Source organism: Enterocloster clostridioformis (assembly GCF_020297485.1).
Taxonomy (GTDB): domain Bacteria; phylum Bacillota; class Clostridia; order Lachnospirales; family Lachnospiraceae; genus Enterocloster; species Enterocloster clostridioformis.
Window position 1 is genome coordinate 1,488,178 of record NZ_JAIWZC010000001.1, and the last position, 22,662, is coordinate 1,510,839.

16 protein-coding genes and 4 pseudogenes are annotated in these 22,662 nt (G+C 42.3%); 6 read left to right on the top strand and 14 right to left on the bottom strand.

The annotated features are described in order from the left end of the window. Positions 1-16: 16 nt before the first annotated feature. On the bottom strand, positions 17-841 hold the full coding sequence (locus LA360_RS07345; protein WP_225537418.1) for a hypothetical protein: 825 nt from the start codon (positions 839-841) through the stop codon (positions 17-19). 191 nt (positions 842-1,032) lie between these two features. Between LA360_RS07345 and LA360_RS07350 the strand changes: the two genes are divergently transcribed. Together LA360_RS07350 and LA360_RS07355 are read left to right on the top strand one after the other, a co-directional pair. Continuing rightward, complete coding sequence (locus LA360_RS07350) at positions 1,033-1,527, top strand: helix-turn-helix domain-containing protein (RefSeq protein WP_112481404.1); 495 nt, start codon at positions 1,033-1,035, stop codon at positions 1,525-1,527. Positions 1,528-1,664: 137 nt separating this feature from the next. Next, positions 1,665-2,282, top strand: coding sequence for a transposase (locus tag LA360_RS07355; protein ID WP_225537719.1), 618 nt, complete (start codon positions 1,665-1,667; stop codon positions 2,280-2,282). On the opposite strand, the gene LA360_RS07360 is transcribed toward LA360_RS07355, so the two are convergent. From LA360_RS07360 to LA360_RS07410, 11 genes are all read right to left on the bottom strand, one after another. Then, positions 2,283-3,356, bottom strand: coding sequence for a hypothetical protein (locus LA360_RS07360; RefSeq protein WP_112481722.1), 1,074 nt, complete (start codon positions 3,354-3,356; stop codon positions 2,283-2,285). It abuts the gene before it with no gap. 25 nt (positions 3,357-3,381) lie between these two features. After that, positions 3,382-3,606, bottom strand: a complete 225-nt coding sequence (locus LA360_RS07365; protein ID WP_112481721.1) for a DUF5049 domain-containing protein — start codon at positions 3,604-3,606, stop codon at positions 3,382-3,384. Between the two features lie 529 nt (positions 3,607-4,135). Continuing rightward, entirely contained in the window at positions 4,136-5,650 is a 1,515-nt protein-coding gene (gene dcm / locus LA360_RS07370) for a DNA (cytosine-5-)-methyltransferase (protein ID WP_112481720.1), read from the bottom strand. Between the two features lie 185 nt (positions 5,651-5,835). Next, the gene (locus LA360_RS07375; RefSeq protein ID WP_112481719.1) at positions 5,836-6,744 is read right to left on the bottom strand and encodes a DUF5688 family protein; all 909 of its coding nucleotides are present in this window, start codon (positions 6,742-6,744) and stop codon (positions 5,836-5,838) included. Positions 6,745-6,747: 3 nt separating this feature from the next. Continuing rightward, on the bottom strand, positions 6,748-7,674 hold the full coding sequence (locus LA360_RS07380) for a DUF5688 family protein (protein WP_225537420.1): 927 nt from the start codon (positions 7,672-7,674) through the stop codon (positions 6,748-6,750). A 59-nt stretch (positions 7,675-7,733) separates the two neighbouring features. Continuing rightward, positions 7,734-8,645: a DUF5688 family protein gene (locus LA360_RS07385; protein WP_225537421.1), complete on the bottom strand. Its 912-nt coding sequence runs from the start codon at positions 8,643-8,645 to the stop codon at positions 7,734-7,736. Positions 8,646-8,681: 36 nt separating this feature from the next. Beyond that, positions 8,682-9,617, bottom strand: coding sequence for a DUF5688 family protein (locus LA360_RS07390; protein ID WP_225537423.1), 936 nt, complete (start codon positions 9,615-9,617; stop codon positions 8,682-8,684). Between the two features lie 4 nt (positions 9,618-9,621). Beyond that, positions 9,622-10,587, bottom strand: coding sequence for a DUF5688 family protein (locus LA360_RS07395; protein ID WP_112481717.1), 966 nt, complete (start codon positions 10,585-10,587; stop codon positions 9,622-9,624). A gap of 12 nt (positions 10,588-10,599) precedes the next feature. Continuing rightward, entirely contained in the window at positions 10,600-11,544 is a 945-nt protein-coding gene (locus LA360_RS07400) for a DUF5688 family protein (protein ID WP_112481716.1), read from the bottom strand. Positions 11,545-11,594: 50 nt separating this feature from the next. Next, positions 11,595-12,308 (bottom strand): hypothetical protein, encoded by a 714-nt coding sequence (locus tag LA360_RS07405; protein WP_470295738.1) that lies wholly within the window; start codon positions 12,306-12,308, stop codon positions 11,595-11,597. Positions 12,309-12,548: 240 nt separating this feature from the next. After that, positions 12,549-13,469 carry a DUF5688 family protein gene (locus LA360_RS07410; RefSeq protein WP_112481715.1) on the bottom strand — a complete coding sequence of 307 codons (921 nt, stop codon included), beginning with the start codon at positions 13,467-13,469 and terminating at the stop codon, positions 12,549-12,551. Between the two features lie 169 nt (positions 13,470-13,638). Here LA360_RS07410 and LA360_RS07415 point away from each other — a divergent pair. The 4 pseudogenes from LA360_RS07415 to LA360_RS07430 all read left to right on the top strand — a co-directional run bounded on the left by LA360_RS07415 (position 13,639) and on the right by LA360_RS07430 (position 20,332). Beyond that, positions 13,639-15,025: pseudogene (locus LA360_RS07415) on the top strand (transposase). A 382-nt stretch (positions 15,026-15,407) separates the two neighbouring features. Continuing rightward, positions 15,408-16,794: pseudogene (locus LA360_RS07420) on the top strand (transposase). A gap of 382 nt (positions 16,795-17,176) precedes the next feature. Then, positions 17,177-18,563: pseudogene (locus tag LA360_RS07425) on the top strand (transposase). Between the two features lie 382 nt (positions 18,564-18,945). Beyond that, positions 18,946-20,332, top strand: a pseudogene (locus LA360_RS07430) (transposase). A gap of 235 nt (positions 20,333-20,567) precedes the next feature. On the opposite strand, the gene LA360_RS07435 reads toward LA360_RS07430, so the two are convergent. Both LA360_RS07435 and LA360_RS07440 read right to left on the bottom strand, forming a co-directional pair. Then, positions 20,568-21,572 (bottom strand): DUF3991 and toprim domain-containing protein, encoded by a 1,005-nt coding sequence (locus tag LA360_RS07435; RefSeq protein WP_112481714.1) that lies wholly within the window; start codon positions 21,570-21,572, stop codon positions 20,568-20,570. 23 nt (positions 21,573-21,595) lie between these two features. Then, a complete protein-coding gene (locus LA360_RS07440) occupies positions 21,596-22,630 on the bottom strand; it encodes a hypothetical protein (RefSeq protein WP_112481713.1) in 1,035 nt (344 codons plus the stop codon). Positions 22,631-22,662: the final 32 nt, after the last annotated feature.

Here is a 22,662-nt window from a genome sequence, read left to right on the forward strand (position 1 = left end):
CTCACCTATTTCTTTATCAACGGCTGTTGTGTCTGCTCTCCAGGTGCGGCTTATAGGCAGAATCCTGTTTTTCCAGTTCTGCCATCTTAAATAAATCTAATACCTCCCACCCAGTAGCAGCCTTAATAGCCGCTGCTGAAATGTTGTTCTCTTTACAGTATTCCAGGTAATCCGCTACCCCCTTCTTATGGGGAATTGCTCCAATGCCCCACCTGCTCAGTTCCTCCCAGGCGTCTAAATGTCCATTTATTGTCATTGCAGCAATTTCATACCCCTCCTCCAGCATCCCAAACAGATATTTATCTGTATATGCGTACCCAATATTAAACTCAACAGTCTTATGCGCAGATGGAAAAAAACTAACTGCCCTGTCAGGTCCATATTCTGCCAATCCCTGATAAGTGTCCTTTCCGTGCGCCTCCATTTTTAAAATATGATAGATAATGGCTCCCTGGTACTTTTGCGAATCCAAAAACTCTTTGTTTTCACAAAGCACTTTGAGTTCATCCATCTGGGGGTTTTGTATCTTTGGGGGCAGACTATTTAATTCCGTCAGGACTCTTGCAATCTGTATTTCCAGCCCATATTCTGGCTGCTTGCGTTTCAGATAGTCAAGCCAGAACTGCATAAATTCCTGTTTCTTCTCTGGATTATTTATTTCCCTGCACATTCTTTCCACCGCATGTGCTTCTGATTCTCCTGGTAAGCGCGCTACATTCCATTCCCCACCCCCAACAGCGTTCAGCATATTACAGATATCCCTGGATAAATCCTTCTCCATTCCCAGTTCTCTCTCCACACGTTCCCCTGATGATTCAAACTTTTCCGGTTCATATTTCAATATCTTGTCTCCTCTTTTCTAAAAACCGTTATGGTGAGTTTCCTTACCCTGCTCTTTAAATGGCGGTTTATCTGCCATTCCAGTTTTTTCACTATCTAGTACAGCATTGCCAAAATAATAATGAATAGACGTTGCTTTTTTATTGTAGTCGGTGCATAATAATTCTATCACTAAAGAATGGATGTGTTATTATGCGAAGGAAAACAATTGATACTATCCCGGTTTTATCTGATGCCATGAAAAACATATTATCTGCTTTTTCAAAAAGCCGCTCCCTTCCGTCAGGACTGGTCAAAAGAGCCAGCATTGTCCTGCTTGCGTCACAGGGGGAACTCAACCAGAATATTGCACCACAGGTCGGGCTTCATTATAATAATGTTGCCACCTGGCGCAGTCGGTTCCTCGCGGCGCTCCCAGCCTTGCGGAGGATTGAAATGGACGACCCGAAAAAGCTTGAAGATGAGATACGGGCAGTCCTGTCCGATAAAAAACGCCCCGGTGCCCCGTCTGTTTTTACGCCGGACCAGATCATGCGGATCATCGACCTTGCCTGCAGCAACCCAAATGATTTTGGGTACGAAGTAAGCCAGTGGAGTCTCCCGCTGTTAGTGGCAGAAATTAAAAAGCAGGGGATCGCTGAACAGATTTCTGAGAAATCTGTCAGCCGTTTTTTAAAAATGAGGTAGATTTACATCCCCACAAAATCCGTTACTGGCTTCATTCTTCGGAAAAGACGGAAGCCCCGGAATCTTTTGCGCGGAAAGTAAACGAAATCTGCGGCCTGTACCAGAGTGCCCAGGAACAAAGCCGGGAAGGTGCACACATTGTTTCCACGGATGAAATGACCGGGGTACAAGCGCTGGAACATAAATATCCTGACAAGCTCCCATTACCCGGCCAGTGCGCCAAAATGGAGTTTGAGTATATCCGCCATGGCACGACCAGCCTCATCGGGTTCTTTGATGTTGCAACGGGCCGTATGGAAATGCCGTATTTAAACTCCACACGCACAGAAGAGGATTTTGTGGAAGCCGTGAAAGCATTGGTAGGGACAGACCCGCAAGCCCCATGGACATTTATATGCGATGGCCTAAACACCCATAAATCGGAAGCCCTTGTCCGCTTTGTGGCAGAAGCCTGTGCCCTTGGCGTGGAACTGGGCAAAAAAGGGAAAACAGGGATCCTTAAAAGTATGGAAAGCCGAGCGGATTTCCTGCATGACCCTTCCCACCGGATCCGCTTTGTCTATACTCCGAAACACAGTTCCTGGATGAACCAGATTGAGATATGGTTTGGCATCATTAACCGGAAGCTGCTGAAGCGGAAAAGCTACCTATCAATAGAAGAACTGGAAGCAAGCATCCTGCGCTTTATTGAACAATACAATCTTACAGCACACCCATTTAAGTGGACATATGCCGGGATACCATTAGTAATTTAATCACTGATATTTAAGCAATGCTGTACTAGTTCTTTTTCTGTCTGTCTGGTTCACATGATTCTTATAATCCTGCATCTGTGATTCTGCCTCACCAATCAAATCTCCCACACTCCATCCGATAGACGCTGTAATAGATGCCGCTGTGATATTTCTTTCTTTACAGTAAATAAGGTAATCCTCGAACCCTTCTCTATAGGGCAACGTGTCGAGGCCCTCCCTGTCAAGTTCGTCCCAGACATTAAAGTGACCGTCCATCGTAACCACCGCTATTTCATAGCCTTCTTCCAACGGTTTAAACAGATCCTCATGAACAGATGTATCACCTATATAAATTTCAGTAACTTCTTCCTCAGAAACAGAAAAATAGACTGCCATTTCCTGCTCATATTCAGCAACCCCTTTGTAACTGATGGTCCCATCCTGTTCTTTTTTTAGGATATAGTAAATACTGGCATCATGATACTTTTGAGAATCCAAAAAGTTTTTATTTTCTACGAGTACAGTGATTCTCTCCATAAAAGGAGTTTCCATGTGCGTAAAACCTTTGTTCAGTCTTGTTAAAACTTCCGCAGCCTGTATTTCCAGTTCATATTTTGGTCTCATACGTTCCAAATAGTCAATCCAGAATTGCATGAACTCACGCCGCTTCTCCGGATTCTTTATTTCCTGATAGGTACGTCTCACTACGTCCGACTCCGATTCTCCTGGTAAACGCATCGCTTCCCATTGCCAGTAATCAACAGATTTTGTCATTCTACAGATATCCCAGGCCAGATTTTTCAAAAAGTCCGGCTCTCTATTTTTGTCAGGATATCCATATTCCCACAGTTCTCCGATCAAGCCTTCTGTCTGCCTTGTAACCTCAATGCTTTTTGCACGGCTGACCTTATATAAGTAATCAATAAGCAGCTTTCTGGCATCCGCAAACCGGAGCGTATCCAGAACATTTTCGGTTTGGTTGTAAGGATACGGCTTATAGAAAAATGGGGTAAAAATGTCTCCCAATGGTCCTCTCTTCATGAATTCGTCCACGTAATCTTTTAATCGTTCAAATTCCTCTGGTTCATACCTCAATACTCTGTCTCCTTTACATTCTGTATTATCTATTTTTCTGTCTGTCCTGTTTGGGAATGTCCTCCTTTTTCTGCTGTTCTTGTTCGGAAGTTTTCCCCCATATAATAAAATGGCAATATTCACTTTTATGGTTCTGCAAATATTCCGCCAGTTCGAGAAATCCCATTTTTAATGCAATTTTCGTAACTGCAGTCACGTCAAACATATTGGTTTCACCAGTATCCCTGACCACCAATATCTGCTCTTTCACAATCGGTTCTATTACAGTTCCAGCTCCTTCCCTTTTCTTTTTGCCCTCTTTACTTCTGAAAATCTAAGGGGCCGGTCCGGACTGGCTTTGCCAGTCCTCTGCAAGATACGGATTTTGCCGTACAAAATCCATCTTGTTAGGGGAGATCCCCTAATACCCCCGTATCAGCCTCAAAATACTGATATCATTCACAGTTTTTTGCTATCAATTCCGCTGATATTACGCGGAAATCTGATAGCAGAAAGGGGAAACTGACAGCAGTTTCCCCTCAAATCACATATTGCCCTGCTATCAGCTTCATATATCTGATAGCAGGCAGTATGGAATGTGATATCATCAAAGGCTTTGTGATATCGCATTCCACGGTTATCTGCTATCAGTCAATGTAAACTGATAGCAGGATTCCACTTTTGTTTGTGATACCAGGTTGCCAAATTTGATAGTAGCCCCTGACCCGCTGTTTAAAATAGTTCTGTTTTCCCAATCCAATCTGCATTGATGTTCTTTATATTAAGATTTTATATCTCTGTCACTGATGGCTCCCATAAAATCGTTCCAGTGCTTTCTCGAAGGCGCCTATCCCGGAGAAAAAGCTTCCTATCTTTACATCTTCAAACAGGTAAGGCATAGCCGTATATAACGCTTCAAAAATGCTGGTTAAGACATTCACTACAATCGAGTTTCCTGCCTGCTTATATGCCTGGCTGTTACTAATGCCCGCTTCCAGGACCTTCTGGTAATCTTCATCATCAAACCCCATCAGCCGGAAACACTCTAATGGTGTAAGCCGTCTGATACGAAGGATTGATTCCAGCCTGCACAGGGAACTTCCCTGCGCAGTGATTGTCGGGCAGATGGTTCCATGACCCTGTACCCGGCCTCGTTTTCCGGCAGCGTTTGGATAGGCGATATTTGCAACTCCGTCTGCCAGACATTCCTCGTAGCCCTTCACAGTGTCCTGCCGTACCAGAATGATATTATCTTTCTGAACGGAGGTAATCGCATAACTGCACCATGGTTGATCTTTTATTTCCAGGTGCTGTTCAACTCTTCCCTCTTCATTATATCTTCCACGGATTGCCCCCAATTCCAGAATCTTTGTCTGGTCATGGCTCGCAAGTTGGGTATTGGCAATTCCTATCCCTGATAGTATAACACTCTGCTGGGAATTTCCAATACTTCCGACCACTACAATTTTACTCCTGCCAGATCCACTCGCCGTCAAAGTCGGATTGGAACCGATTGCGGAATATACCCTGCCGGTCTGCGGATCACCCAGGTACCCCTCTGTCTGTCCGACCTTATACAGTTTATTTTCCCACTGTTTCAGTTCCTCTTCCCCTGGCATATACAGAAGTGCTTTCCGCTCCTTCATGTCTGTAATCAAATTCTGCACTTTATCATCTGACAGATAATATTTTTCATCTACCTCATCTTCAAGGAGATCCATCAGCCGCCTCCCATCTTCCACTGGCTCTGGGAACACGAATTCTCCATTATCACATTCCTTCTTAATCAGGACGAGGTATACCCGTTCCCGGTTTTGAGGAATCCCATAATTTTTCGCGTTCAGTACCTTCCAATAGGTGTTGTAGCCATATTCTTGCAATTCCTGCTCAAATAGACGGAACGTGCTGTTTAGAAACCTTGCCTGAACAATATTTTTTACATTTTCATAAATTCCAAATACTGGCTTCACTTCCCGGATAACCCGGAGCCACTCTACAAGGAGAGAGGACCTTGTTTTATCCAGGTTCTTTGAGCCGCATTCCTCACAAAAATTCCGTTTGCTCCAATGTATCTGCAGCGGGTTCACCTCATGCCCACAATCTCTGCACCTCCAGACGGAACCGGCCAGCTTCCCACTTAGGGAGAAATCCTGACACGGACTCCCACCGCAAATAAAACTGAAATAAGGTAGCTTTTTCTCATCAACTTTCGTAATATCCCCAAGGTTGGCACTCTCGTCAACCCCATGTATGGCGCAATAACTTTTTACTGCATATTTGTCGAACTCACAAAAATTTATTAATTTATAATCCAATTCCCTTCTTAGAGGGTGTAGCTACACATTTTACCCGGGATTACCTCTTACCTCCTTTCAAATGTTTGAATGTAATCAGTTTCCGAATAAGTTACGAGCTACTGGTACAAATTAAATTTCTATGACTGCTGGATTCTTGATTGGATTGGGCTTCACCACCCCCTTTCAAATTCTAATGCCGAATCCTACCTTGCCTGATGTCGCGTTTTTTTCTCTGTCTGCGCCACTGCCGGTTGGATTGCAAGGCTCCCGGCATCAAACTGGAACACCCTATTAGAGACCTGGACAGGGAACACTTCTGCTCTCTTATCCATCTCACTGCTCTTTTTTACTACTTCCTGCAAAGTTTCCAATCTGTGTCCTGATTTTGGACAGACAAGGATTTTATCATTTGATAATGGCATGATATACAGGTCATCGCCCAAACGCCTTGCGATTTCACTCAAACCATCGGGATAGAACATGATTGCGATCCCATTCTCGCTGTACACTCCATAGTAGTCTTTTGTGTCTGGAAGCGCCCCGCTTAACGCCCCTAAGGTATGAGCCAGAACAGCTCTGCTCGTATCTAAGACCGTCTGAAGGCGTTCATTCATATCGAAATATTTGACCTTATCAAATAATTCCTGTGCCGTAAGTCCCCACTGCTTTAAATGCTCATTTTGGACAGGTCTTTTATAATCCTGAGGCCACTGCTCTTCCTCGTCATAGACCTCATCAAAAAACTGAAAATACACAGCCATGTCCCCAACAGGCAGATATGGCATATCGTTCCCTTCCAATTTTTCGGCTGACTTTTCAAAATTTGCAGCCCATATCGTAACATTTTCTAACTGCTCAATCGTTTCAATGGGACGCTTTTTTTCAAAGTAATCGCAGATACCGCTTGCCTGTGCCGTCAATTCTTCGTCATTCCGCTGTCTATATAAGCTCTGGATTGACAATGACTGGCTGCACACAGGTGGCTGCATAAGCTCAAGGGCTATTTCCTCATTGTCCGTACCTTCTGCTATTACTATCAATCTCTGCTGCTCTTCATCAATGTGACGCCCAAGTTCTGTGAACAGTTCCTGTTTATATTCTTCGTATGTCATTCTTTAATCCTTCAACCATTCGCGTGTGGTCTGCAATTTATTTTCTGATGGTGAATAGTGGAAACCATGGCTTGATATAGCGTACCCGGCCAGGCTATGGCGAACCTGACGATTTCCATTCTTGTGGACATCATCAATTGAAAACGCCGGTGCCAGTGCTCCCATAGTATCAGGAAAGATATAAGCCTCCCGTTCCGAATACGGCAGGATATAAAAGCTGTCCGGCATCAAGCGGCTAAGTTCCTGTAAGATATCCCAGTACAATACGCTTGCCGCGCCTCCTGGTCCCGTGACCACATAACCAAGGCTGTCCTCTGCCTCTCCATGATTCAGGCAGCATGAAATACCTTCCAGCACGTTTTCAATTTTTTCACACAACGGATAGATTTTACTCTCCATGGAAACCAGCGAATGCTCCAGCACAAAATTATGAAGTTCACTCTTTCTCATTTTCCAGGATTCCAAATGTTTATTGGTCACTTCCGCCTGATAATAACGCCCGTCTCCCAGCGGTGCATGAAACATATAGTAAAGCACCATGTCACCCATAACCTGATAAGGCATATCATTCTTTTTCAGGGCGTCCAGGTCACTTCTATGGTTAGCGGCGTATACTGCCACATATTCCGGCTGTTCCAACTGGCCGACTGCAATACGCAGATCCTCCGCTTCCGCATCAGAGAACACTTCCATGGCCCGGTCCGCCAATTCCTCCTCCCAGGTGTCAAACATCTCCGCTCTCAAAAATGCTTCTCTTACCGGAATGACAGGGCAGTACCTCCCCTCCCGTTCAAATAAAATTGTGGTTCCCTCGGTCGGTAGACCCTTAGCCACCGTTCTTACTTCCCCACGAATCGCAGAATCCTCAAAAGCGGAACGGATACATTGCTGGTAAGCATCTGAAAACTGTTTATATAATTTAAGGTTCATATTCTTATCCTCCTTTATTTTAATGAAAAAGCAGGCTCTTTTCTGAATCACATGAAAAGTTACCTGCTAACGTTTTTATTCATTTTAGGCTTCTGCCTCACCCTCTGGCTGGTTTTACGTATTTCATCTGTTTCCCTATTATAAGCATATAGATAATCAGATAAATCCATCTCTCGTTTCTGATATCCGTCTTGTTTGGCATTATAAAGAGTTTCCTGAACCCAGCTTTTTCCTGCTTTGTTTTTATTTGATAACGCAAGACAGTGATTGATGCTATTGGGTATTAGTATCATATCTCCACCTAATTTATCTGACATTTCATGTATTTTGCTTTCATACAGCATAGCAGAAGCGCCTAAATAATGGGCTTCTGTGGACATTATATATATTTCTCTCGTTTCTGGGTCGTTGCTAAATGGTTTCATCGTAATATTTTTTTGATTTACCGGATTCATAAGCGAATACTGGTAAAGGGTATCAAAATCCATTCCAAATTCTTTAAGAATATCATCTGTCACGTTTAGATTGATTTTTAGATCTTCCAACAAAGTATCTGTCGGGTGATAGGTAATTCTCAATGTGATTGCAAGGTCTCCATCTACATATAACTCATGTGGGACACTTTCCAGCGTTGCTTTATTTCTTTTTACATTGAGAAAAGTAGGGACAACAAAATCTGGTAAAAATACCCCCATATCCTTTAATGCGGCTTTGGTTACTTTTTCGTCCCGCAAATATATTTCTAACGAATTTTTAACCCCCAGTTCCAAAGACTCGTCCATATACGTAAACCGGTTATAATCCACAAATGGAAAAATACCTGTTGCCTCGTTCAGCGGCCCTCCCTGCATAATTATCGTATTCCCATCCGAGTTATGATAAGGCAGCACAGCCTTCCACCCTAAACCCAACTTTTCTAAATAACTATTCATTTGTTCTGTAAAAGATATATAGTATTCTTGTTTTGTCAATGTAATAATTCCTCCATTTCGGTAATTATAGACTGCTTATCTGCCATATCTCCTTGCGTCTTTCAGTTTATGCTCATGTGAAGAAATCATATGAAACTGATTGTTGACACTACTATAACAATAAATATTTTCCGAAAGCGATTTTGCACTCCCAGTAATCAACTTATTGCTGTCATGCAGCGCATTTACCAGGTTGCGTATTCCGTCATCGTCCAGGTGTGGCATTGCAAGTATGTTATCAGCACTCATTGGAACCAACAGAACATCAGTCGTCCCCATAATTTCTGCTAGTTCATTCATTTTATCTTTATACAGAATGGAAGCAGCCCCCCAATGTTGATTGGTATTTGTTACCACTAAGAAGATCGGCATATCCTTCGAGGACGCTTTAAAATGTATCATTTCAGCCATTATCTTGTATAGTTCTATTACCTGCACTGATTCAATATTTTTGGAATTATCCAAAGTTATCTGATAAAGTTGTCCAAAATCCAGGTTCCATTCCTCAAGTAATTCTCCTGTAACCATCAAATCAAGATTAATACCACCAAGTGATTGATATACAACTCGTAAAATAATTGCCAGATCTTCAAACTTTAAATGCGGTATCTTATCTAGCATTTCGGCATTTTCTTCCGCATTAACAAATGACGGAATCACCATATCCGGTTGGAATACTCCTATGTCTTTCAACGCGTATTTTGTAATTCTTTCATTGAAAAATTCCTCTGTTGCTTTGCGTGCGGCAACTCCCCACGGCGTTCCCTGTAAAAATTTTTCATAATAGTCAAAGATGGAAATGGGCGGAAAGTCACCATGATTTCCGCGAATCACCGTCAAGGCCGTTCCGCTTTCATTGACAATTTCATACCTAGCTCTCCAAGATACTCCCAGCATTTTTAAATTGTAACTGATTTCATGAGTAAAGAGTTTGATAAAATCTTCATATTCCAAATCTGCTTTTGTAAACATAGTCCTACCTCCCCTCTCTCTTATGTTTTGTTACATTTTCATAACTTACAGCTACAGCGTCCGCCTCACGGCTCATGGCTGATAGCACCTCCTCCAGTGTTTCCTTGAGCCTATTTAATTTGCCGTTTTCATACGAATAAACATGGTTGGACAATTTTAACCGTGGCTCTGTTTTTTCTATGTTCTGATGAAGTTCTTTTTGCACCCACGCTTCTCGCATACAACTTTCTGGTATTACGGCTGCTTCCCTCTCCGAATAAGGTACGATAATTAAATGTTCATGAATTACCTCCTCAAATTCGTGTAACACTTCTGGATAAAACATTGCTCCGGTTCCATTTAATCCGAATAGATCATACGGCTCATAACACAGGTGTTTAGCATCTACAATCGTTTGCACGCGCCCGAATAATTTATCCTCTGGTAATTCTACCCAGTTAACTGCACAGGCACCAATTTCCTGAGCCTTGTTTTGTTTTGCAATATTAAATACTAACTCTACAGAACAGCCCCACTTTTGTAAATGACTGTCATATACAACACTTTCCATAGTTTTGCCGAAAGGTATTTCATGTATAAACTTAAAATATACTGCCATGTCATCAATTACAAGATATGGTATCCTGGCTTTTTCCAGTGTCTCTTTGCTTTTATTCAAATTTGTCGCAAAGGCCAGTATGTTTTCCTTACTTTCGACCTGCTCCCTTTGCACCACCCCAAAGTCACGAAAACATTTTAATGTTTGTTCTGCAATATGGAACTTAGGATAATTATTTTTGAAATGAGCTGCGTAAACTTCCTGGATATCTATACTGTGGCAAATTTTTTCGCCTAAGTCCAAAGTTATGTTTTCAAAAGATAGCCCTTCTCCTATAATCACAGGCTTGATTGTATATCCACGCTGTTTTAAAAGCCTTTCTATTTCCTGTAAATAAATCTGCTTAAACTGCTCATATGTTAGCGGTTCCATTTGCTCACCTTCTTATCTTATTTTCTTTTTTTCGATTTTAGCTTCAACTGCTGGAACCAGATTTCTTTTATCCAAATCATATTTAAAAATCTGCTCAGACATTATATGACGCCCTTCCCCATATGCCGCTTTCACCTCATTGTCAACTTGCAGTTCTTCCTGAAGTTCTGATACGCTACCAAGTTTCGGTGTCTGGATATAAGCACAGTAGACATCATGAGGAACAATCAACATCTCGTTTCCTAATATCTCATGTAATTGCTCCATAACCCTTGGATACCAAACAGCGCCAAATCCATTCATACCATAAACTTGATACATTTCCTTCAATGCTATTGGCACACCATCCGTCGGTCTTAAAAAGATTGATTGATCATTCTCAAATCTGCTGGTCAGCGAATCGTACATATTTACAATATCCACGCCTATTTCTTTCAAATCCCTGTATCTGACTTTCTCAAAAAGTTCTTCCACACCGATTCCCCATGTTTCCAAATGCTCTTCTGTAACGTCTCCGCAGTACGATTTCTCCTCTTTTTCAATCCAGAACCGGAAAGTAACTGCCATATCCTGATATGGCATGTATGCAATGTTTCCTTCCACCAGTTTATCCTGATATTCTGCTAAATTCATAGGATAAATAAGTACATGCGCGATCTGCTCCAGTTGATTGCGCGGTATCCACTCAACTTCATCAAATATGCCCAGAATATACGTGGCAGCCTCGTCTATCTCGATGCTTTCAGTGACATAACAATTGAGATAAACCAGTTCCATCGGAATGCTGGGGCAAACTAACTCCCCGCCGTCTTTCAGCGTAATGGCTTCAAATGGCGTTCCTTCAGCTACCAGTTTCAGTTCCTCCCCTTTGTCTCTTACTTGTAGCTGGTCTTTGAATTCATCAATAAAATCCTCTCGTAATTCGTCATATGCCTCGCTCTCACTATAATAATTCATCTCTCATCTTTCCTTTCTGGCCATTTGCATTTCACCCGGTTAAAGCGTTTTTATTTCACTTTATGCTTTTCAACGATATGTTCCATTGCCGGGACTAGGTTTTTCTTGTTGGTATCATATTTAAATATTTTTCCAGAGAGTACAAGATGCCTATCGCCAGTCAACGCATTCACGCGATTGTCCTCCTGTAATTCTTCTTGCAGTTTTGCAGCACTCTTGATATCCGGTGTCTGGATATAGGCCGTATAGGATTCTTCAGGGATGATAAGCACCTCACTGCCCATTTTTTTAACCACTTGTTCCATAACATTTGGATAAAGGGCAGCACCAAAGCCATTGATGCCATACAAAGCAGCCTGCTGTGATTCCCCTGATTTTTCCCCTACCTGCTCTATGTTTTTAATTTCACCCCCAATTTGCTCCAAATCTTTATACCTTACTTTTTCAAAGAGTTCCTTTGCATTTAACCCCTGCCTATCCAGCCATTCTCTTGTAACATCCCCGCGATACGACCTGTTGTCGTCCTCAATGCAGAATTGAAAAGTGACCGCCATATCCTCAAAGGGTAAATATGCAATACCATTCTCTTCCAGCTTATCCCTGCAATGTGATAGATTCACTGGAAACACGATTACATTTTCTAATTTTGCCAGCCGCTCCTGGGATATCCGCTCTGCCTCAACCTGAATCTCCAGGATATCCGATACTGCCTCATCAATTTCCCGTATGGCAAAAATATAGCAATTTCTGTACACCAGTTCCATAAATATGCTGGTACATAGTAAAGGACCATTTTCTTTGAATGTAAAGGATTCAAAAGGAGTACCCTCCGCCACCATTACCAGCTTCTCCCCATTTCCTCCGCGTTCTAACTATGCCTTATATTCACTAAGGAAATCGTCCCTGACTTCCTCATATGCCTGGTTTTCATCATATTCACGCATTTTGGTTCTCCTCTCCGTCTATTTACCGTTTACTGCATCAGTAGATTCCCATACCGGCTCTTAGACCAGAGTTTTTTTCACCAATGAGGACTGATGCACCGTCAGGGTTTTACTCTTGAGGCTATAATACAGAACCGACTCTGACAACGGATGGCTCACAAATCCTTTTAAAGATTTTTTTCTTTCAAGACGCATCTGAAGGTCAGCAGGTGTGTACTGGTCTGCGGCATAGATAGCGGTTTCCTCTGCTGTTACCGGAAGCAGATACAAGTCTGTGTTGACCTCTTCTGCAAATTCATCCAGAATATTCCTATAAAGCATGCCGGCCGCGCCTCCCAGACCTGTCAGCCGCCAGGCACTTGCGCGTTCATTTGTAATCTTTCCTCTCCCAAGCGTAAAACCTTCCTCCAAACCTTCCCGTATAACGGCTGCGACCGGTTCAATTTTCACACTATACTGGGAGAAAGAATTGTCAGACACGCACGCATGCAGTTGATCTACATGCATTCCCCACCGCTGTAAGTCCTCTTCATCTACGGGCATTGTGTATACAAGTTTTTCATTTTCCTCTTTCACACGGAACCGGTAATAGATACACATATCTCCCATTCTGGTATATGGCAGTTCCAATTCTTCCAGCCTTTTCTGGTATTTGTTTGCATTCACCGCATGGAACTCTACAAACAACGGATTCTTGACAGCATCCATCTTCAGTCGGATTCCTCCAGTTTCCGCCGTCTGAAATTCCTCCAGTGTCTCCGAAGCCAATATCCTGACTGGCAGCATTTCGTACTGACTTCTCAAAAACAGTTCCTCTATGCTGACCACAGGGCAGTACCTGTCATACTCCTTGAAAGTCATTGTGATTGATTCACCTGGCAGACCTTCCATAACCAAGTTCAACGCCCCTGACATTTTACTTTTCTCCATCAGGTCAATGAACTGATAGAGAAATTCTTCCTTGAAATTAAAATAATCCATTCTGTCTCCTTACTTTTATGAAATTATTTAGGCGTTTGCGAAACGCCAGAACCCATATAAATACGGGATTCTTTTTCTTACAAAATAAAACAACTCCTCACTGGTTTATGGTAAAATAGAATTGTCCAGAAACTATCTACCAATCCACCAAGAAAGGAGTTGTACCTATATGATAACATACAAACAGCTTTCTTTGGCAGATATTTTTACCGATTGCCAAAATAAATTTGATAACGATAAATATGAGTTCCTTTCTTTGCTTGATGAAACCATCAACCTCGATGAAATTGTCCCGACGTCTTTTGTTTCCCATTTCCACGCCGCCACCGGCAGACCTAGAAAGCACCTTCTTTATCCAATGCTCAAGGCTCTGTTATTACAGCTTATTTTCTCGATTCCTACTACTTCCCTCCTGATTGTATTTTTGAAATACTCTCAGGAATTACGGGATTTCTGTGGCTTTGATGTTGTTCCTGACGCGTCTAAATTCACACGCTTCAAACAGGATTTCTTATTGGACTTACAATCGATGTTTGACAGGCTGGTTGACCTGACCGAACCGATATGCCAACGGATTGATAAGGAAAAAGCATCTATGCTTCTCTTTGATACCTCCGGTATTGAAGCATGGGTAACAGAAAATAATCCCAAATACGCCAACCGTATCATCAAACAGCTAAAATCTTTAAAAAAAGCGAACGGGCTGGATGATTCCTTTGACCCTTATAAAGCCGCCTATGGTTCCATGCCGCCTCATGCTGCCGCTAATCCTGCGATTCAGCAGATGTACATTAACGGGCATTTCTGTTATGCCTTTAAATTCGGCATCGTTACAAACGGGCTGGGTATCGTCAGACATATTTCCTTTTACAACAAAGATTTTCTCGTATCCCATCCTGAGATCATCGTGGAAAAGAAATCTGACTCTCCGGATGAGGACAAAAGCCTTGCAGATTCCAAAGCGCTAATCCCGACTCTGAAGGATTTCTTCCGGAAACATCCGCTTATCAACCCCAAAACGTTTCTGGGGGATGCCGCTTTCGATTCCATCGAGATTTATAAATACCTACTGCAGGAAACATCCTTTGAAAAAGCGTATATTCCCCTGAAAAACAAACTCAAAATCGAAGGAGTCGATTACACCGTAAATGCTGATGGCATTCCCTGTTGCCCGCATGATGCTTCACTCCCAATGAAACGGGAAGGAAGTAAATCTCATTTGCGCTGTGGTCTTCCAACCATGAAATTTGTCTGTCCCAAAATGAAATGGGAACGAGACAACATTACAAAGAAAACCAAACGCGTATGCCATTGTGACAACCCGTGTACAGCATCTTCCTGCGGAAGAATGATCTACATCTATCCGGAACAGAACCTCCGTGCTTATCCAGGGACTATCCGCGGCACATCAGAATGGGACTCCACATATAAAATCCGGGTGAATGTAGAAAAATCCATTAACCACTTTAAGGACAGCTTTTGTGTTGCCGGGCGTAAAACACAGAATGAGAAAACACTCCATGCGGATTTGCTCCTTGCCGGAATTGCCCAGCTGATTACCGTAATGGTTGCGGATAAAATCCATAAACATCAATATATCCGCAGCTTGAAACCTTTGATCGCATAAGTATCCGTGGTTCATATTCCTTTACTGTCAGATACCCGTATCTGTTTTATTTTCGCACCCGAAAATCCTGTTTTTTACACACACCTCCCGAAAATCCGGCTATGCCAGATTTTTGTCTTGTTGGAATCAAGATTTCCTACTTGTTTCGCAATTACCTAATGAAATTATTTTAGGCGTTTGCGAAACGCCAGAACCCATATAAATACGGGATTCTTTTTCTTACAAAATAAAACAACTCCTCACTGGTTTATGGTAAAATAGAATTGTCCAGAAACTATCTACCAATCCACCAAGAAAGGAGTTGTACCTATATGATAACATACAAACAGCTTTCTTTGGCAGATATTTTTACCGATTGCCAAAATAAATTTGATAACGATAAATATGAGTTCCTTTCTTTGCTTGATGAAACCATCAACCTCGATGAAATTGTCCCGACGTCTTTTGTTTCCCATTTCCACGCCGCCACCGGCAGACCTAGAAAGCACCTTCTTTATCCAATGCTCAAGGCTCTGTTATTACAGCTTATTTTCTCGATTCCTACTACTTCCCTCCTGATTGTATTTTTGAAATACTCTCAGGAATTACGGGATTTCTGTGGCTTTGATGTTGTTCCTGACGCGTCTAAATTCACACGCTTCAAACAGGATTTCTTATTGGACTTACAATCGATGTTTGACAGGCTGGTTGACCTGACCGAACCGATATGCCAACGGATTGATAAGGAAAAAGCATCTATGCTTCTCTTTGATACCTCCGGTATTGAAGCATGGGTAACAGAAAATAATCCCAAATACGCCAACCGTATCATCAAACAGCTAAAATCTTTAAAAAAAGCGAACGGGCTGGATGATTCCTTTGACCCTTATAAAGCCGCCTATGGTTCCATGCCGCCTCATGCTGCCGCTAATCCTGCGATTCAGCAGATGTACATTAACGGGCATTTCTGTTATGCCTTTAAATTCGGCATCGTTACAAACGGGCTGGGTATCGTCAGACATATTTCCTTTTACAACAAAGATTTTCTCGTATCCCATCCTGAGATCATCGTGGAAAAGAAATCTGACTCTCCGGATGAGGACAAAAGCCTTGCAGATTCCAAAGCGCTAATCCCGACTCTGAAGGATTTCTTCCGGAAACATCCGCTTATCAACCCCAAAACGTTTCTGGGGGATGCCGCTTTCGATTCCATCGAGATTTATAAATACCTACTGCAGGAAACATCCTTTGAAAAAGCGTATATTCCCCTGAAAAACAAACTCAAAATCGAAGGAGTCGATTACACCGTAAATGCTGATGGCATTCCCTGTTGCCCGCATGATGCTTCACTCCCAATGAAACGGGAAGGAAGTAAATCTCATTTGCGCTGTGGTCTTCCAACCATGAAATTTGTCTGTCCCAAAATGAAATGGGAACGAGACAACATTACAAAGAAAACCAAACGCGTATGCCATTGTGACAACCCGTGTACAGCATCTTCCTGCGGAAGAATGATCTACATCTATCCGGAACAGAACCTCCGTGCTTATCCAGGGACTATCCGCGGCACATCAGAATGGGACTCCACATATAAAATCCGGGTGAATGTAGAAAAATCCATTAACCACTTTAAGGACAGCTTTTGTGTTGCCGGGCGTAAAACACAGAATGAGAAAACACTCCATGCGGATTTGCTCCTTGCCGGAATTGCCCAGCTGATTACCGTAATGGTTGCGGATAAAATCCATAAACATCAATATATCCGCAGCTTGAAACCTTTGATCGCATAAGTATCCGTGGTTCATATTCCTTTACTGTCAGATACCCGTATCTGTTTTATTTTCGCACCCGAAAATCCTGTTTTTTACACACACCTCCCGAAAATCCGGCTATGCCAGATTTTTGTCTTGTTGGAATCAAGATTTCCTACTTGTTTCGCAATTACCTAATGAAATTATTTTAGGCGTTTGCGAAACGCCAGAACCCATATAAATACGGGATTCTTTTTCTTACAAAATAAAACAACTCCTCACTGGTTTATGGTAAAATAGAATTGTCCAGAAACTATCTACCAATCCACCAAGAAAGGAGTTGTACCTATATGATAACATACAAACAGCTTTCTTTGGCAGATATTTTTACCGATTGCCAAAATAAATTTGATAACGATAAATATGAGTTCCTTTCTTTGCTTGATGAAACCATCAACCTCGATGAAATTGTCCCGACGTCTTTTGTTTCCCATTTCCACGCCGCCACCGGCAGACCTAGAAAGCACCTTCTTTATCCAATGCTCAAGGCTCTGTTATTACAGCTTATTTTCTCGATTCCTACTACTTCCCTCCTGATTGTATTTTTGAAATACTCTCAGGAATTACGGGATTTCTGTGGCTTTGATGTTGTTCCTGACGCGTCTAAATTCACACGCTTCAAACAGGATTTCTTATTGGACTTACAATCGATGTTTGACAGGCTGGTTGACCTGACCGAACCGATATGCCAACGGATTGATAAGGAAAAAGCATCTATGCTTCTCTTTGATACCTCCGGTATTGAAGCATGGGTAACAGAAAATAATCCCAAATACGCCAACCGTATCATCAAACAGCTAAAATCTTTAAAAAAAGCGAACGGGCTGGATGATTCCTTTGACCCTTATAAAGCCGCCTATGGTTCCATGCCGCCTCATGCTGCCGCTAATCCTGCGATTCAGCAGATGTACATTAACGGGCATTTCTGTTATGCCTTTAAATTCGGCATCGTTACAAACGGGCTGGGTATCGTCAGACATATTTCCTTTTACAACAAAGATTTTCTCGTATCCCATCCTGAGATCATCGTGGAAAAGAAATCTGACTCTCCGGATGAGGACAAAAGCCTTGCAGATTCCAAAGCGCTAATCCCGACTCTGAAGGATTTCTTCCGGAAACATCCGCTTATCAACCCCAAAACGTTTCTGGGGGATGCCGCTTTCGATTCCATCGAGATTTATAAATACCTACTGCAGGAAACATCCTTTGAAAAAGCGTATATTCCCCTGAAAAACAAACTCAAAATCGAAGGAGTCGATTACACCGTAAATGCTGATGGCATTCCCTGTTGCCCGCATGATGCTTCACTCCCAATGAAACGGGAAGGAAGTAAATCTCATTTGCGCTGTGGTCTTCCAACCATGAAATTTGTCTGTCCCAAAATGAAATGGGAACGAGACAACATTACAAAGAAAACCAAACGCGTATGCCATTGTGACAACCCGTGTACAGCATCTTCCTGCGGAAGAATGATCTACATCTATCCGGAACAGAACCTCCGTGCTTATCCAGGGACTATCCGCGGCACATCAGAATGGGACTCCACATATAAAATCCGGGTGAATGTAGAAAAATCCATTAACCACTTTAAGGACAGCTTTTGTGTTGCCGGGCGTAAAACACAGAATGAGAAAACACTCCATGCGGATTTGCTCCTTGCCGGAATTGCCCAGCTGATTACCGTAATGGTTGCGGATAAAATCCATAAACATCAATATATCCGCAGCTTGAAACCTTTGATCGCATAAGTATCCGTGGTTCATATTCCTTTACTGTCAGATACCCGTATCTGTTTTATTTTCGCACCCGAAAATCCTGTTTTTTACACACACCTCCCGAAAATCCGGCTATGCCAGATTTTTGTCTTGTTGGAATCAAGATTTCCTACTTGTTTCGCAATTACCTAATGAAATTATTTTAGGCGTTTGCGAAACGCCAGAACCCATATAAATACGGGATTCTTTTTCTTACAAAATAAAACAACTCCTCACTGGTTTATGGTAAAATAGAATTGTCCAGAAACTATCTACCAATCCACCAAGAAAGGAGTTGTACCTATATGATAACATACAAACAGCTTTCTTTGGCAGATATTTTTACCGATTGCCAAAATAAATTTGATAACGATAAATATGAGTTCCTTTCTTTGCTTGATGAAACCATCAACCTCGATGAAATTGTCCCGACGTCTTTTGTTTCCCATTTCCACGCCGCCACCGGCAGACCTAGAAAGCACCTTCTTTATCCAATGCTCAAGGCTCTGTTATTACAGCTTATTTTCTCGATTCCTACTACTTCCCTCCTGATTGTATTTTTGAAATACTCTCAGGAATTACGGGATTTCTGTGGCTTTGATGTTGTTCCTGACGCGTCTAAATTCACACGCTTCAAACAGGATTTCTTATTGGACTTACAATCGATGTTTGACAGGCTGGTTGACCTGACCGAACCGATATGCCAACGGATTGATAAGGAAAAAGCATCTATGCTTCTCTTTGATACCTCCGGTATTGAAGCATGGGTAACAGAAAATAATCCCAAATACGCCAACCGTATCATCAAACAGCTAAAATCTTTAAAAAAAGCGAACGGGCTGGATGATTCCTTTGACCCTTATAAAGCCGCCTATGGTTCCATGCCGCCTCATGCTGCCGCTAATCCTGCGATTCAGCAGATGTACATTAACGGGCATTTCTGTTATGCCTTTAAATTCGGCATCGTTACAAACGGGCTGGGTATCGTCAGACATATTTCCTTTTACAACAAAGATTTTCTCGTATCCCATCCTGAGATCATCGTGGAAAAGAAATCTGACTCTCCGGATGAGGACAAAAGCCTTGCAGATTCCAAAGCGCTAATCCCGACTCTGAAGGATTTCTTCCGGAAACATCCGCTTATCAACCCCAAAACGTTTCTGGGGGATGCCGCTTTCGATTCCATCGAGATTTATAAATACCTACTGCAGGAAACATCCTTTGAAAAAGCGTATATTCCCCTGAAAAACAAACTCAAAATCGAAGGAGTCGATTACACCGTAAATGCTGATGGCATTCCCTGTTGCCCGCATGATGCTTCACTCCCAATGAAACGGGAAGGAAGTAAATCTCATTTGCGCTGTGGTCTTCCAACCATGAAATTTGTCTGTCCCAAAATGAAATGGGAACGAGACAACATTACAAAGAAAACCAAACGCGTATGCCATTGTGACAACCCGTGTACAGCATCTTCCTGCGGAAGAATGATCTACATCTATCCGGAACAGAACCTCCGTGCTTATCCAGGGACTATCCGCGGCACATCAGAATGGGACTCCACATATAAAATCCGGGTGAATGTAGAAAAATCCATTAACCACTTTAAGGACAGCTTTTGTGTTGCCGGGCGTAAAACACAGAATGAGAAAACACTCCATGCGGATTTGCTCCTTGCCGGAATTGCCCAGCTGATTACCGTAATGGTTGCGGATAAAATCCATAAACATCAATATATCCGCAGCTTGAAACCTTTGATCGCATAAGTATCCGTGGTTCATATTCCTTTACTGTCAGATACCCGTATCTGTTTTATTTTCGCACCCGAAAATCCTGTTTTTTACACACACCTCCCGAAAATCCGGCTATGCCAGATTTTTGTCTTGTTGGAATCAAGATTTCCTACTTGTTTCGCAATTACCTAATGAAATTATCCGATTGCCTGTTTCCGATCCAGATTGCCATTCCTGTTCAAATATTGGATTACTGCCTTTTTTCTCTCTGCAACAAGAAATTCATTCCAATCTTTCCCATGTGGCGGGAACCGGACTTTAACGTGATATCCTATCTCTATATATTTCTTGCGGATTAATGCCGCTGCTTTCCGGCCTGCCTTATCATTATCAAGATACAGGCTTATCCGTTTAATCTGTGGATTTTCCAGCAGGAACCGGTCCAATGCCCCGTCCCAGGTTGATCCCAATGCCAGCTTGTTTGACTGCCCGTCACGCTTATAATCCATATAAGACATCAGGTCAATGGCTGCCTCAAATACCTTGACTTCTTTATTTTTCTTGTTTCTTACATTGAATCCATAGGTTTTATCGTTGTTCTCCACGTCCCCTTTAAACGGATTCCCATAATTATCCACCGTTCCCCTCATACTGGCAAACCGTGCTGTACCAAAGGAATCCCTGCCAATAAAAACCACGTTATGATATCTGCGTGTTTCATAGATCAGCTTTTTTTTAACGAACCAGTCAACCATTTCTTTGCTCAGGCAGCGCGTTTTTAACAGATAGGCATATAACCTCCGATAATTGTCGTTTGGTTCGGGAAGCACAAAAACCCCTTTTCCTTCTGGTTCTTTCTTTTGCTCTTCCTTTCTTCTCTCGTGGTTTTTCCTGCTTGTATCATCTTTAAATGACTTATCCTCATACCGATAACCGGCCTCGTTCAACAAATAGATAACAGCCTCACGAAAATCCATATAGCAAAATTGTCTCAGGAATTCAATGTTGTCCCCGCTGTGACCGTCTTGGCCCTCGGGTACGGAAAAACGCAGCCAGCTCCTACGATTTTTAATCCTTATAGAATCATGTTCTTTCAATGTATAGTAACTGCCTACCCGCTTCACCGTGAAGCCCTGCCTTTCAGCAATAGATACCAGGTCTACGCTTCTGGCTATCTCTAATTCTTCATCTGTAAACTTCATAGCACCACCTCCTGAATCAGAGTTTAAAATTTCATGTCAAAATAACTGCTGATTTCCGGAAAGTCTCTTTCATACTCCTCCAGATACGTTCTGCAAGCGCTCCCTTCTTTTGACAAGTGGCAAAATTCACGGAAGCTCATCTGCTTATACATATGGGGCTGGTTACACCACCTGGACAGGTTTACATACATTCCCCGGTAAAGTGATTCCTGATATTTCTCATACCGCATGATATATGGATACGCACGCACTCCCATTAGAATCCGGATACGCTCAAATGCCTGTAAGATATCCTGTTTCCAGAAAGTCCGGTCATATCTTCCATCTGCATCAAACCCAGTCAATATATAGAACTTAATCCTTTTTGATTCCTGGAATATTGGGTTTATGATCTTCATCTTTTCTATGACTGTTTCTTTATCCTTGATATTGTCAAAAGCAAATAATAAGTCACCATCCAGCCTGCAGGATGCCAGTTCCCTGGCTTTTTGCATGGTAATCAGCCTGATATCCAGTCCTTGCCGGAACTGGACCGGACGGCCGGTTTCACGTAGTTGTCCTAATAATGTTCTCCACTCCCCACATGCAAGGAAATTATCATCAAGCAGACAGATCTTCTTTTTCTGCGGATTGTAAAATTCGTCCACTGGGTTTGCAGGAACGGATGCTGTTTTATTTCTGTTCACACAAAAGGGGCATTGCCTGAAGCAGCCCCTTGTTAAAAAACCAATAGAATAATCCCGGTAATACTTATACTTCTTACTCTTTTTTCCTTCTTCTCCCTTTCCTTCAAGCCAATCCGTATACAGGCTGTAATCCGGCATGGCATGTTCTGTTTCATAGGGCAGCTCAGGAGCCTGGTCTAAATAAAATCCAGTCCCTCCATATTCTACATTCTCCATCTTTAATACTTCCGGCGGATACCTCGTAGCCGTAAAGACCTTTGACAGATATATCTTGTCAAACTCATTGAAACCTGAATATTCCATTAGCAAATGTACCTGATCCCCCATCTGCTTATGGAATCCGCTGATTTTCATGCATGCCAGATTCGGCATGCGGTGCCTGTTCTTATCTAATAAATCAGCAT

Coding starts and splice junctions, on each gene's coding strand:
- LA360_RS07350 (WP_112481404.1), top strand. CDS start 1,033: ATGCGAAGGAAAACAATTGATACTATCCCGGTTTTATCTGATGCCATG.
- LA360_RS07375 (WP_112481719.1), bottom strand. CDS start 6,744: ATGACATACGAAGAATATAAACAGGAACTGTTCACAGAACTTGGGCGT.
- LA360_RS07380 (WP_225537420.1), bottom strand. CDS start 7,674: ATGAACCTTAAATTATATAAACAGTTTTCAGATGCTTACCAGCAATGT.
- LA360_RS07390 (WP_225537423.1), bottom strand. CDS start 9,617: ATGTTTACAAAAGCAGATTTGGAATATGAAGATTTTATCAAACTCTTT.
- LA360_RS07395 (WP_112481717.1), bottom strand. CDS start 10,587: ATGGAACCGCTAACATATGAGCAGTTTAAGCAGATTTATTTACAGGAA.
- LA360_RS07400 (WP_112481716.1), bottom strand. CDS start 11,544: ATGAATTATTATAGTGAGAGCGAGGCATATGACGAATTACGAGAGGAT.
- LA360_RS07405 (WP_470295738.1), bottom strand. CDS start 12,308: ATGGAACTGGTGTACAGAAATTGCTATATTTTTGCCATACGGGAAATT.
- LA360_RS07410 (WP_112481715.1), bottom strand. CDS start 13,469: ATGGATTATTTTAATTTCAAGGAAGAATTTCTCTATCAGTTCATTGAC.
- LA360_RS07435 (WP_112481714.1), bottom strand. CDS start 21,572: ATGAAGTTTACAGATGAAGAATTAGAGATAGCCAGAAGCGTAGACCTG.
- LA360_RS07440 (WP_112481713.1), bottom strand. CDS start 22,630: ATGCCGAATCTGGCATGCATGAAAATCAGCGGATTCCATAAGCAGATG.